Genomic DNA, 14345 nt, shown 5'->3' on the forward strand with positions numbered 1-14345 from the left:
CAAAAGAAACAACTTCACAATCAGGGTCTTCACAGTTGTATTCATAAGCCTTTATCTGCAAAATGACGGCTTTTCCCATCATCGGAAGATCCTGTACTTTTCTTACATAAGTACCATGACAACTTTGGCTGACAACGCCGCAGCATGGACAGATTCCCTGCTTTGTCTGAGATTCCAATTCTATGCTGATCTTTTCATTAGTTTCAGAAATCTCTTGTATTTTAAGTTGCTCTGGAAAGAACTTATTGATATCTAAAGATGTCATGTAGAATCACCGCCTTGATATGATATTGATATTATTATAGCATATCTAAGGGGGATAATCAAGAGATTTACGGATATTTGAGGGAGAGCCATAAAGCCCCGTCCCCCGCATGATATCCCCCCGCAAAATATTTAACAAATCCTATTCTCGACCCCGTGGGAAATAATAAACAAATATATTCATCGGCTGTTGTGTAAAGGGGAAAAATACAGGTCATATCCTTTACAACCACCCACACGGTATGCTATAATGGACTAAACAATTATATTATTGAAAGGAGTGTTTTTATGACACGCTGGGGCATAATCGGAACAGGCAAGATAGCCCGTACATTCGCGACTGCACTTCAAGGACTTGACAACTCGGTGACGGCGGCAGTGGCTTCAAGGACTCTTGAAAACGCCCAGAGCTTTGCAGAAGAATTCGGCTTTGAAAAGGCTTACGGAAGCTATGAGGAGCTTGCCCGTGACGAAAGCATCGACATCGTCTACATAGCCACACCCATGCACAAGCACTACGAGGACACTCTGCTGTGCCTTGAAAACGGCAGGAACGTGCTGTGCGAAAAAAGCATAGCCCTGAACGCAAAACAGGCAGAGGAAATGTTCGCAAAAGCCAATGAAAAAGGGCTTTTTCTTATGGAAGCCATGTGGATGAAGATGCGTCCCGCCTATCTTAAAGTCAAACAGTGGATAAAAGAGGGGCGTATAGGCGATATCCGCTATATCAAGGCAGATTTCAACAACTTTATCCCCTTTGATAAGAACGACAGGCTCTTCAAGCCCGAATGCGGAGGCGGTGCTCTCCTTGACCTCGGCGTGTATCCCATCACCTTTGCTGTGGCGCTTATGGGCGAGCCAAGCTCCATCGAGACCCACGCCCACATCGGCAGCTGCGGCATCGACCTTTCAAACAGCGTGACCCTGCTTTATCCCAACGGCGCTTTCGCTTCGACCACTTCCGGATTTGAGATACAGAACCGAAACAACGCAGTCATAGCAGGCGATAAAGGCAGTATCACCATGGGCGACTGGTTCTTCTGCTCCCCCGAATGTACTCTCTATGATGCCGAGGGCAAACAAGTCGAAGACAGGCTCTTCCCGCCCGAGATAAACGGCTACGAATACGAGATAAGAGAAGCCGAAAAATGTCTTGCAGAGGGACTGAAAACCAGCCGAGCTGTCCCCCCCGAAGAGACCCTCACCATCATGCGCATAATGGACGAATGCCGCAAGACATGGGGACTGAGATTCCCTTCGGAGAATTCATAATTCACAATTCATAATTATTGGCAGAGGGCAAAAGTTAGTTTTGCTGTTGTCCGTCTGCATCATACACAGTTTTCATGCCTTGACAATTTAAGAGCATAAAAAGTGCGCTTACCGCAAATCCGCGATAAGCGCATTATTATTCAGAACATCAAACTCATATATTCGCAATCCTCATAACAAAGCAAGAAACTCCCGCCCCTGCCAACAATTATGAATTATGAATTACTTGATCATCAGTTTGCAAACCAGATTTGCGAACTCAACAGGATCATCAATGGACAGACCCTCTATCAGCAGTGCCTGATCGTACAGCAGCTTGGTGTAGTCTTTCAGGGTGTCCTTGTCCTCAGCATACAGCTTCTGCAGTCTGCCGAATATCTCGTGATTGGGGTTGATCTCCAGTGCCTTGTCTGCCTTTACACGGTTAGCATCATTCTGGGGCATGGAGTTCAGCACCTTCTCCATCTCGATGGATATCATGCCGCCGTCGCTGGAAAGGCATACAGGATGAGATTTCAGCTTCTTGGAAAGACGTACCTTGTTTACCTTGTCAGCGATAGTCTCCTGCATAAAGGCGAACATATCCTTGTTCTCCTCGTCCAGCTTCTTGACCTCTTCCTTCTCTTCCTCGGTGTCAAGATCAACATCAGCATCGCTGATGGACTTGAAGGTCTTGCCGTCGTAGTTCAGCATTACCTTAAGGCAGAAATCATCAACGTCCTGAGTCATGTAAAGCACTTCGTAACCCATATCCTTGATCTTCTCGATCTGGGGCAGCTTGTCGATACGCTCCTTGGTCTCGCCGCAAGCGTAGTAGATGTACTTCTGATCATCTTTCATTCTGGATACGTACTCTTTCAGAGTTACGCTCTTGCCGTCCTCAAAGGTGGACTTGAACAGGAGCAGGTCTTTCAGAGTATCTATCGCAGCGCCATAGCTCTGGTAAATGCCGAACTTGAACTGGAGTCCGAATACCTCAAAGAACTTCTCGTACTTCTCACGGTCATTCTTCAGCAGCTTTGCCAGCTCGTTCTTTATGGACTTCTCAACGTTCTTTGCGATTATCTTTACCTGTCTGTCCTGCTGCAGCATCTCACGTGAGATATTCAGCGAAAGGTCTTCACTGTCAACTACACCCTTTACAAAGCTGAACCAGTCAGGCAGAAGGTCTGCACACTTATCCATTATCAGCACACCGCTGGAGAACAGCTGCAAACCCTTTTCATAGTCCTTTGAATAGTAATCGAAAGGCGCCTTTGAAGGGATGTACAGCAGAGCGTCATAGGTAGCTATACCCTCGTTCTTGGAGTGGATATGCGCGATAGGCTCCTGATAATCCATGAACTTCTCGGAGTAGAACTTGTTGTAGTCCTCATCGGTCAGCTCGCTCTTGTTCTTCTTCCATACAGGTGTCATGCTGTTGAGTGTCTCTGTCTCGATGGTAACAGTAGGCTCCTCGCCCTCCTCAGCATAGTTGGAATGCTCTACATCCATCTTTATTGGGAAACGGATATAGTCAGAATACTTCTTTACCAGCTGCTGTACGCGCCATGTCTCGCAGTACTCCGAATACTTCTCGTCCTCGGTATCCTCTTTAAGCACCATAGTGATGACAGTACCCGCAGTCTCCTTCTCAGCAGGCTCGATGGTGTAGCCGTCAACACCGTTTGACTTCCACAGAAAAGCCTTGTCGCTGCCGTAAGCCTTTGTCAGCACGCGAACTTCCTTGGCTACCATGAAAGTAGAATAGAAACCTACACCGAACTGACCGATGATATCAACGTCCTCGCCAAGGTCATTATCTGTCTTGAAAGCAAGAGAACCAGACTGTGCGATAGTACCCAGATTGTTTTCCAGTTCTTCCTCAGTCATACCGATACCGTTATCCTCAACAGTAAGGGTCTTGGCTTCCTTGTCAGCCTTTATCTGTATAGCAAAATCGTCCTTGTTGAGACCAACGCTTGTATCGGTCAGGGACTTGAAATACAGCTTGTCGATAGCGTCGCTGGCATTTGAGATTATCTCTCTCAGGAATATCTCCTTGTGAGTATAGATGGAGTTTATCATCATATCCAGAAGTCTTTTAGACTCCGCTTTGAACTGCTTGGTTTCCATTATATTTCAGCTCCTTAAAAATTATTTCAGTAAATATTTTAGCACTCAGTATATCCGAGTGCTAAATATATTATACCTCATATACATGAAATTGCAAGAGGTTACACAAAATATCAGTTATTTATTTACACTTTAGAAACATTTATATAAATGAACCTTTTGTGGTATAATTGTTTCTCGTTATCTCCCCTAAGTAAGTCTGCCCCCGAACCAAACATAAGTTATCTTTTAAGCTGTCTTTCGGGTGAGGGAAACGCGTACCCGCGCGAGGGCGAGGGCTTTACTTTTGGTTAAAAATGTGCTATACTGAATCTATATATCCAAAAGGAGCTGACATATATTTGAACAACGAAGTTATCTATATACAGCCTGACAGCGGTGAGCGGTTCAGCCCACTGAAAACAGACTGCCTTAAACTCGGTGTCATGCTGATATTATACAGGGTCTTTCTTACTGTCATGAGCATACCCGGCTATATCTTGACCTGCCGCGTACTTTCCGGTAAATTTCACTCATACAACAATTCCATCGATATACTGAAAAGCGACTACAAAGATACGATATCCACAACCACCTACGCCATGCTGATGAATATATCGCTGACGACCTCAGCCCTTATACTTACCATGCTGTTTGGCTGGATAGTGCTGGGATTCAGCTTTCGCGGCTATCTAAAGCCCTCGGTCAAGGGTGCAAAAACAGGCGTGAGATACTTCCCCGCCTGCTTCGTGATGAATATAGTTATGTCAGCCATAGTGGCAATATTCGTGAGTTTCATGGATACGGCAGGCGTTACCATACCCGAGGCTGATTTCTCCATAGACAAGCCATCAACGGCGGCTGTAGTGATGCAGTTCCTTTATGTTGGCATAATGGCACCCCTTATTGAAGAGATAGTCTACCGTGGAATGATACTGGGCGCACTTTCAAAATACGGCGAATTTCCTGCCATATTCTTCTCAGCGCTGTGCTTCGGACTTATGCACGGAAATATCCCCCAGGCAGTAGCCGCTTTCGGTACAGGACTTATGTATGCCTGCATAGCAGTAAGCTGTAATTCGATAATGCCCTCGCTGGTGATACACTCGCTGAATAATATCGTTGTAAGCTTCTCCACCCTTGGCAAAGCTGCGGGATTCGCCTATACCTCCACCGTCAGCAGTATCATGCAGATACTCGCCGCAGTTATCGGATTCTACGTACTTCTGACCAGAGCCAGTGCATTCAGCACTGCTGACGGACAGACACAAAACGAGAAGAGATCGGTCATGAAGACCATCTTCACCAGACCCGCAGTCATCATCTATCTGGCGATACTGATCATAAGAATAATCGAAGATCTGGTAGAAAGCAACGCTGCGTAAACAGAGCTTCGGCGCGGCAATAATTTTACGCAAACAGAAAGAGCGTATGCATTGGTTTTGCATACGCTCGGATTTTTGTTAGCGGTGACTGCGTCGCTTGGGCGCCTTGACCAAAAGCTCTCCTCCTTGAAATTTACCTCTGCTTTCCTTTATTTGGAAAGCCTTATCATCTCATCTATACAGCCTTTTGCCTTGGCGATAAGCTCATCGCTCATCTCGATCTCGGTCACATCGAAACTGCTGTCGCCGCCTATCGCCTTACAGCTGCCGTAAACGTCCATAAGGGTGGTCAGCTTCATATTCGGGCAGATAAGGCGCTTGGACAGGTCATAGAACCTCTTTTCTGGGAACTTATACTGCAAATGTTCCTTTATAGAGATCTCAGTGCCGATTATGAATTCGCGTGAATCGCTCTCAGCGGCGTATCTCATGATATCAGCCGTAGAGCCTGCATAGTCAGCCAGCTTTGTAACTGCGGGCTTGCACTCGGGGTGTACCAGAAGCTTTGCATTCGGGTGAGCCGCACGCGCTTCCTCGACCTCGTCAACAGTGATCGCAGCATGCACAGGACAGCCGCCTTTGAGGAGCATTATATCCTTATCGGGACATTCGTTAGCCACAAATGTACCCAGATTGCAGTCGGGTATGAACAGTATCTTGTCAGCGTCCATATTCTTAACTATCTTCACAGCGGAAGATGAAGTAACGCAGACATCGCACTCTGCTTTAAGCGCAGCGGTAGTGTTGATATAGCATACCACCTTGCGGTCGGGCTCGTCCTTTTTAAGACCGCGTATCATCTCAGGCTCCATCTGTTCAGCCATAGGACAGCCAGCGCCGCCGTTGGCAAGAAATACCCTCTTCTCAGGCGAAAGCATCTTAGCGGTCTCCGCCATGAAATGCACTCCGCACATAAGGATATTCTTGTTCTGGACCTTTGCAGCCTCCACGCTAAGTTTGTAGCTGTCGCCTGTGATATCAGCTATCTCGACTATCTCAGCCGCCTGATAGCTGTGTGCAAGTATACAGATATCGTGCTCTTTTTTAAGTTTGATTATCTGATCCTGAATATCTCTGATCATTTTATTCACCCTCTTTTAGGTTTTGGTTTTTTCTTTCAGTATTATCGCGGAATGGTCGGAGAGCGGCTTATCGCCCTCTCTTGTGGAATCATCAATTTCCATGTCATATTTCTTCGCAAGTGCAGAATAGTCCTTATCTGTGACAAGCGCGTAGTCTATTCGGGTATCAGCATTAAAAGTAGCTCTGTTGTGACTGTGACCCTTTTCAAGCCAGAAGTCCACAAGACCTTCCGACATAAACTCTATAAGCTTGTTTTTGTTTACCGTACCCAGCTGATAAGTGTTTATATCTCCGATATAAATTATCCGATTCCCTTTTTCGCTTATTTTGCGATGTGTCAGTATCAGACTATTCCACAGAGCAACCGAATTAGGCTGTTTTGAACTTTCATATATAGGTATATGTACACCAAAAACTATCTCCTGCGGACACGCCGAGCCACGAACCGCTAAGATACGGTTTCTGTAGGAACCAAACTCCAGATCGATGATCTCATCATAACACCGCTCATAACTGCCATTTTGGCATATGGCAACCGTTTTGCCATACGAAGCAGGACAATTCAAAGGTTCAATAACAGTCAGTTTATTCTTTTTGTAAAAAGCCGTAAACTGCTTTTTGAAAACATCATAATTCTTTTGTTTAGTATTTGGAACCTCATTCAATATTACAAGATCATCAGGCTTAGCCAACTTAGATAATATAAAATCAAAAGCTTTTTGCATATAGTCTTTGTTTTTCCAATATCCAAGTTTTTCATCATCTGTCAGCTTCGTCCAGTTCTCTGCTCCGAAAAACTGATTAACATTCCACGAAGTTATCACAGCTTATATTCTTGCAACTCCGCTCTCTCTTGCAGCCTTGCCAACTGCTTCGGCAACTGCCACGGGTACTGCTCTGTCAAATGCATCGGGGAGTACGAACTCGGGGCACAGCTTGTCATCGGGAACGCAGGAAGCTATAGCATAAGCTGCTGCCAGCTTCATCTCCTCATTGATATCGCTTGCACGTACTGCCAGCGCACCCTTGAAGATTCCGGGGAAAGCTACAACGTTGTTTATCTGGTTCGGGAAGTCGGATCTGCCTGTACCAACGATGTATGCGCCTGCTGCCTTTGCAACATCGGGCATAATCTCGGGAACAGGGTTGGACATAGCAAATATGAAAGGATCAGGATTCATGCTCTTTACCATATCAGCAGTTACAAGATCGGGCTTGGATACGCCTACGAATACGTCTGCGCCCTTCATAGCGTCAGCCAGACCGCCGCGGAGATGCTCACGGTTGGTTATCTTTGCCATTTCAGCCTGTGCAGGGTTCTTGATATCGTCACCCTCGCAGATGATGCCCTTGGAGTTCAGCATGATTATATCCTTAACGCCCAGGCTCATCAGGAACTTTGCAATAGCACAGCCAGCAGCGCCAGCACCGCTCATAACAACTTTCAGGCTGCCGATATCTCTGCCTGTCAGCTTGCAGGCATTGAGCATAGCAGCGCCCACAACTATAGCAGTACCGTGCTGATCGTCATGGAATACAGGGATATCAACGCGCTCTTTCAGCTTAGCCTCGATCTCGAAGCAGCGGGGTGCAGCGATATCCTCAAGGTTTATTCCGCCGAAGCTGCCTGCTATCATAGCAACAGTATTAACTATCTCATCAACGTCATTGCTCCTTACGCAGAGAGGGAAAGCGTCCACATCAGCAAACTCCTTGAACAGAGCGCACTTGCCTTCCATAACGGGCATACCAGCCTCAGGACCTATATTGCCGAGACCCAGTACAGCAGAACCGTCAGTGATAACAGCCACCAGATTAGCACGGCGGGTGTAAACATAGCTGAGGTCGGGATCCTTTTCGATCTCCAGGCAAGGCTGAGCAACACCGGGGGTATAAGCCAGTGTGAGGTCACGGGCATTATTGATCTTAGTCCTTGATATTACCTCTATCTTGCCTTTCCACTGTTCGTGGAGCTGTAAGGATTCTTCCATAACGTTCATTTGAATAACTTCCTTTCGATACATTTCATAGATAACGGCACACAGCCGCTGAAACAATTACGTTCCCGACCATTATAACATATATTCCCGAAAATGTAAAGATACCGCGGAACAAAAAACAGAAAAAGCCACGCACATAGCAAACAAGCAAACTAGCGGATACTGACAAAGCTCCATTCCTTGGCATCTCCCACACCTTTTCTTACACTAAAAAGGACAGCCGAAGCTGTCCTTTTGATTTTTCTATATTATTCCTCTTCCGAAGTTTCCTCCGCAGGAGTTGTATCCTCCTTAGCCTGAATATCCGAAGCCTCGCCGACTTTCTTAGCCTTTTTCGCATTCTGATGTATCAGCCTGAACAGCTTTTCAAGATTTTCCTCATCGGTGGTAAACTTGCCGATATGGGTCATGGTGCTGTTATAAAGTCCGTGGAAATCCGAACCGCCCGTAACTATCAGGTCGTGCTCTTCGGCGTACTTCTTCAGTGCCCTCTGCTGTGTATCGGTGGCAGAAACGTGGAAGCACTCTATGCCGTCAAGCTTGCCAGCCTCCACAAGCTCTTTCATAAGCTCGATATTGCCGAACATATGCGGATGAGCCATAACAGCCACACCCTTTGAAGAGTGTATCAGGTCAAGCACAAAATTAACATCGGGATACTCTCTCGTAACAAGGCACTCGCCCCTTGGATAAGAGAACAGCCTGTCATTCACCGAACCGTAAAATTCGGTGGCATAGCCGTAGCTTATCAGTGCACGCATGATGTGCGATTTATATATGCTTTTTGAACCCTTGGTGTACTTCATCACAGCGTCCCTTGGTATCGGAAAGCGCTCCATCACCTTGTTTATCATATCCTTGGCGCACTCGGTCCTTATCTGGCATGATTTCAGGCACAGACCTTCGAGCCTGTTAGGCTTCTGAGGCGCGTAACAAAGGATATGCACCTTTTCGTTGCGCTTCTTGTCCCATGCGGAAAGCTCCACTGCCTGTATTATTTTAACGCCGTAGCGGTCGCCGAGTATCTGCGCACGGCTTGATGATGACAAAGTATCATGGTCGGTTATGGCAAGAAAATCCAGTCCCATGCGCTTAGCCTGCGCGATAACCTCCTCTATGCCCAGTGAACCGTCCGAAAGGGTTGTATGACAATGCAGATCGCCTTTCATATCAGTTAACCTCCATATCGTAAAATATGCGTTGTACATAAAAATTCAAATATATACGACCATATTATTATACCATAATTTCAAACATCATGCAAGTATTTTTGAGAAATTACCACAAATCAATCATTTACAACGCCATTCTGCACAAAATAGATATGCTATTTTTGTCTGCACTGCACAGTAAAATTATGGTATTTATTGAATTTTCCGCATTTTGCGCTTTTTTCTAAACAAAAGGCGCTTCCGCCGTATCACAGCAGAAGCGCCCATATATTCGTTATTATCGGTATACTACCATTTCCAGTCAACAAAGAATCTTTCTTCGTTGGGATTCTTTGCCGCACGCTGGCGCATATACTCAGTTACCGCGGCAACTGTTATCAGCAGTACGCCCGCAAGCAGGAGGTATGCCCACCATGCCACAGCCGAGAGAAAATCGCCTGTGATGTAAAGGGTAAGTCCCAGCAGTGCAGCAGCCGATACCAGGAACCAGCGCCTTGTCTTCTTAACAAAAGAGAATATCAGCAGTACCAGCGAAGTGCAGAGCACTATCAGCGAATTCGTCAGCGACTGGTTCATCAGACCGTCCATGATAAGCAGCAGGAATGCCGCCATGTATACCGCCTGACTGAACTCTGATGACAGTTTTTTATCATCTTTCCAGATCTTCTTTACAGCCATACCGAAAGCTACGATTATCAGCAGCATCACCTTTGCGGTAAATACGCTGGCAGTCTCGAACCTCATGAAAGGTCTTACGATAAGTGCAGCGCCCACAAAGCCAGCCGCGCAGGTCATCGCTGTCCTGTTTATATTATTGTCTGTCGAACGGCGTATGCAGTTAGCTGAGAATGCTGCCAGTTCAAGCAGAGCGATGAAAAGTCTTGCCCTCGGCGAGAACATCATGCTCTCCGTGAAACAGCTGAGTACACAAAGCAGTATGCCGAAATGTGACATATCGACCTGAGATCTTCCGTTTTCATGCTTGGTTATGCTTTCCGCGAATACTGTTCTTGAAACTATCGCAAACACAGCAGTCATAAAGATGGAGAACAGTACGACTGCATTTCCCTCACACATTGGGTCATACCATATAGCGCGTGCGGTAAGCTTAGCGCCCATGAATATGGCCAGCAGAGGGAGTATAGCATGGTAATTGCTGCGTGAAGAATGTATCACAGCATACAGCAGTACGCTTACGATGGTTACTATCAGTGCCGCCGTAAGGTCGCGCCTTATGCTGTAAGACATCAGCAGTGAAACACCTGCACCTATCTCCAGTGCGTATCTCATTATCCTGTACTTTTTCTCTTCCGCATTTCCGAAACCGAATGCGAACGCACCCGCACACAGCGCAGCTGCGCATATTCCCAGTGAAAGAGTTTTGCAGTGCATACCGTACACTCTTTCGAGATATCCCGAAAGCATCACCGCTGTAACTATCTCGGGCACAGGCAGGAACACCTGCATGAAACGCGACTGCTTGTGGTTCTCGGTGAATGCCTGTACAGCTATGAATACCGCTGCCACTGCCATTGCAAAAATGCCGTAGGGCAGTGCCGCACCGTGAAGCAATTGTATTGCCAGACCGAACAGTACAGCCGTGTACAGTATATCTGCCATAGGTGTAAATACTGCGGGTATGATGTAGTAAACAGCCAGTGCCGCAGCTATGAACATCGTGAATATGAAAGTATTGTTGTAACCGCCGCCAAGCTTGTCACCTATAATACAGCTAAGTACATAGAACAGCACAGGCAGTTCAAGGCTTTGAAGATGTATGAACAGGCTGTTCTTGCTCCTGATGCCGTAGAATATCATCTCAGCAGGAAGGATAGTCCATACCGCTATAGACATCCAGCTGAAATCAGGGTACTCTACTATAAGCATAAGAATGTAGAACATCATGTATACCACTCTTGTGCACGCGATAAGAAGTCCTGCTTCAAAGCGCTTCTTTTTCAGGAAATGATCCGCCAGCGAACCGGATGCAACCACGAGACAGCATATCAGCGCGAATACAGAGAAGCTGTTCGCATAGAGTCCTATCTGCCAGAAAGCGTATGTCAGTGCGATCATCTCAAAAGCAAGTATTTTCTGGTTGCGGTAAATTATTCCGTAGTACAGCAGTTCCATAGCGATTATAATGCCTAAGCCGAAGCACTCCCAGTTCCAGCTGCCGAAACATTTTATCATGTACGAAAGTGCAAAAAGCCCGAAAATACTGCGCATAAGTATTATGGAACTCAAAGCCGTGAATCTCAGCTTGTCCTTCTTCTCCAGTGTGAAGTATACCATAGTCAGCACCGCGAGAAGCGCTGTCACGAACAGTGTGAAGACTAAATTGTCATCCATAAGTGCCCTGCACTCAAAGAGCATAAAGGCGATAAATATGTTGTGGATAAAGAGCAGTCCCGGACTCTTTTTGATGATAGCATAGACCAGTGTCTCAGCTGCCATGCCGCTCATCAGCACCCATGATACCCAGCTGAATCTTTCATATGATATCAGATCGCCGTAAACCAGTGTCACACAGCCAAAACCGATAACAGCCTTTGAAGAGTAGATAAACTCTTTAGCCCTGAAAAGAGCCTTGTCGTAATGTACAAGCGCCTTGTATACAGCAGTGCATACCACACTTATCCCGAACATTATAAGCGCGTAAAGATGTGCTTTCTCCATGCCGTATGCATAGAAGTTATTGGGTATCAGCACGAATATCGCCGCTGATACAAATGCAAAGCGGAAGAATATCTCACGCTGTCTGCGGTAAAGCACAGCGTAGCCGCTAAGTTCCGCGATAAGCAGCAGGCACATAGCCCAGCAGTATCCGTCCCATCTGCGCAGATCGTCCAGAAGACATATCATAGCAGGCAGACCCATCAGCACCCTCATGATAACGTTTATGGCGTTTGCCTTAACGAATATCTTTCCCTTGCGTTCAAGATATCTGTACAGTGCAGTACCCAGAATTCCTGCCGCCAGTATTACCAGCGAAGCGATCTCATCGCCGTTTATCACAGACGAGTGATCCAGCTTGTACATCAGCTCGTATGCCAGGCTCAGCACCGCCGCACACTGAGGTATCAGCAGATACTGACTCCTGTAGTACGAAGCCATAGCCGCAAAATCCACCAGCCAGATAATGATAGTAGCCAGATGTACCCAGCTGTCAACAGGGTGACTGAACAGCACAGGCAGGCATATCATAGCAAAGATCACACGCATAACAGCGTGAACCTTATCCGCTCTGAAAATAAGAGCTTTCTTCTTGTCAAGGCAGATATATGCCCAGCTGCCCGTAGCCGAGAATACTGTTATCAGCAGTGCGAACAGATGATAATCGTCCAGTGTCAGACACAGACTGAAAGCACCCAACAGTATAAATATTGCATGGAAAGCCAGCATTTTCTCGCTCTTTTTGCGTATAGCGTGCCAGAGTGTCTCCCCTGTGTATATCAGCCATAAGCCCCAGCCGAAGAATGACCAGCCCGAACCTTCGGCCCTGCCGTTAAGGTCAGCTATCAGGCAGGGCGCAGCGATCACCGCATACACTGCCTTTACCAGCTTGTAGGTTATCTCAACAGGCTTTGATGTATTTCCGCCCGCTGATCTTTTTCCGTAGAATACTATCGATGCCAGCAGCCCCGCCGCTGAGGTCATCATGGAGAAAGCCGCATATCTGTTGTATTCAAAATAATTAGCGAACTGTGCCAGCACCAGCGTGCCCGAAACAGCCATAGAAACGCTTGCTGCATATTCGCAGAAAGGTTTGGAGAATACTTTCATCGCGCCCGCCGAGAAGAAGGTCACCAGCAAAGCGCCCATGGCAAGGAACAGCATCATTCCTCCGCCCTCGAAGCCGAACCAGGCTCCAAGAAGTCCGAAGTATCCCATGGTTATGTATGATATTGTCGCGAACACCGAGCCCAGTATGTATACCGCAGCCGCAGTGCCCTCGATCTTAAGTTTCTTATGCGCAAAGCCGAACATCGCAAAGAACAGTACTGCCTGTCCTGCAAGCACGCCTACTCTCGTCCAGTCGCTCATCTGTACCCAGAAGGCTCTTGAGAATATGATACCTGCCAAAGCCACAAAGGTTATACCAATACCTGTAAGCACCGCCGCCGAGCTGTACTGCTTCTTCTCCCGCTTCGGTCTCGGCGTATGCAGAGGTCTCTGTACAACCTGAGGTCTTGCCCAGTCCGGCAGAGGCTGTCTGTTGTTGTATTCCGCAGAAGACATCGGTACTGCACGCTGTTCGGGCATAGTATGTACTGCCGCTGCAGGCATCTCCTGTGCAGGCTTTTCTTCCGCAGGTCTTTCCCGAACAGGATTTTCCTCTGCAGGTTGAGAAGCTGTCTCACCGACAGTTCCCGTACCGATATTCTTTTCAGCATCGTCATGCTTTACAAGGTCAACGCCGCTGTGATGGTGCTGAGGCTGTCTTTCAGCCTGTTCAGCAGCAGTAACAGCCGCCTGTGCTGCCGTATTTTCCTGTACCGCAGAAACGTTCTGCACCGCCGAGGCATTCTCCTGCATAACGGGAGCATTCTGCGCTGCCGCAGGATCTTGCTTTGGCTTCGGAACATACCCAACATTTCTCACATCGTTCTGAATGCCCTTCTGCCCGTAAGTGTTGCGAGCCTCGTCCCTGAAGAAAGCACCATCGTTCCTCTGCCCATAACTGTAACGGCTATTGCCGTTGGCTTCATCATCTGTTCTAAGCGAGAACCTCTCCACCGAGTTTATTCTGTTTTCTCTGTACAGCCGTCCAATGAAGCGGTCCATCTTTTTGCGCTTCGATGAAGAACTGATACACATAGGTATCAATACTATCGGCGATAGCACCCATAATATTATAAAAAGCATAGTTTCACCCCTTTGCCCCATTCAAGGGGAAAGTACTTTAAAAATTTTTGTTCTATATATTATAACATACAGTTCACAAATATTCAAGGCTACAGAGCTTTAATTTTTCACGTTGATGGCGTTTTTAAAGCCCTTACTATAATTATACGTTTTGTCTCTTCTCTTTTTATGGTGTCATTCTGCACAAAGTATCTGCTTTATTTTTG

At 46.7% G+C, this 14345-nt stretch carries 9 protein-coding genes; 2 read left to right on the plus strand and 7 right to left on the minus strand.

The annotated features are described in order from the left end of the window. The coding region (locus tag BMY75_RS16155; RefSeq protein ID WP_139199779.1) for a transposase family protein at window positions 1–265 on the minus strand (265 nt) is incomplete at its 3' end. Between the two features lie 287 nt (window positions 266–552). On the opposite strand from BMY75_RS16155, the gene BMY75_RS16160 reads away from it, so the two are divergent. Beyond that, window positions 553–1536, plus strand: coding sequence for a Gfo/Idh/MocA family protein (locus BMY75_RS16160; protein WP_074835954.1), 984 nt, complete (start codon window positions 553–555; stop codon window positions 1534–1536). 222 nt (window positions 1537–1758) lie between these two features. Here the strand turns inward: BMY75_RS16160 and htpG are convergent, their stop codons facing one another. Then, window positions 1759–3651: a molecular chaperone HtpG gene (gene htpG, locus BMY75_RS16165; protein WP_074835957.1), complete on the minus strand. Its 1893-nt coding sequence runs from the start codon at window positions 3649–3651 to the stop codon at window positions 1759–1761. Between the two features lie 341 nt (window positions 3652–3992). Between htpG and BMY75_RS16170 the strand changes: the two genes are divergently transcribed. Beyond that, window positions 3993–5015, plus strand: coding sequence for a CPBP family intramembrane glutamic endopeptidase (locus tag BMY75_RS16170; RefSeq protein ID WP_074835959.1), 1023 nt, complete (start codon window positions 3993–3995; stop codon window positions 5013–5015). A 149-nt stretch (window positions 5016–5164) separates the two neighbouring features. Here BMY75_RS16170 and nadA read toward each other — a convergent pair whose 3' ends face one another. The 5 genes from nadA to BMY75_RS16195 all read right to left on the minus strand — a co-directional run bounded on the left by nadA (window position 5165) and on the right by BMY75_RS16195 (window position 14139). Continuing rightward, entirely contained in the window at window positions 5165–6097 is a 933-nt protein-coding gene (nadA, locus tag BMY75_RS16175; RefSeq protein WP_074835962.1) for a quinolinate synthase NadA, read from the minus strand. 15 nt (window positions 6098–6112) lie between these two features. Beyond that, window positions 6113–6922, minus strand: a complete 810-nt coding sequence (locus BMY75_RS16180; RefSeq protein WP_074835965.1) for an exonuclease/endonuclease/phosphatase family protein — start codon at window positions 6920–6922, stop codon at window positions 6113–6115. Window positions 6923–6925: 3 nt separating this feature from the next. Then, window positions 6926–8098, minus strand: a complete 1173-nt coding sequence (locus BMY75_RS16185; protein ID WP_074835967.1) for an NAD(P)-dependent malic enzyme — start codon at window positions 8096–8098, stop codon at window positions 6926–6928. A 248-nt stretch (window positions 8099–8346) separates the two neighbouring features. After that, entirely contained in the window at window positions 8347–9267 is a 921-nt protein-coding gene (locus BMY75_RS16190) for a PHP domain-containing protein (protein ID WP_074835970.1), read from the minus strand. Between the two features lie 291 nt (window positions 9268–9558). Continuing rightward, window positions 9559–14139 carry a hypothetical protein gene (locus BMY75_RS16195; RefSeq protein ID WP_074835973.1) on the minus strand — a complete coding sequence of 1527 codons (4581 nt, stop codon included), beginning with the start codon at window positions 14137–14139 and terminating at the stop codon, window positions 9559–9561. Between the last annotated feature and the right edge of the window lie 206 nt (window positions 14140–14345).

The organism is Hominimerdicola alba (assembly GCF_900109655.1).
Classification (GTDB): domain Bacteria; phylum Bacillota; class Clostridia; order Oscillospirales; family Ruminococcaceae; genus Hominimerdicola; species Hominimerdicola alba_B.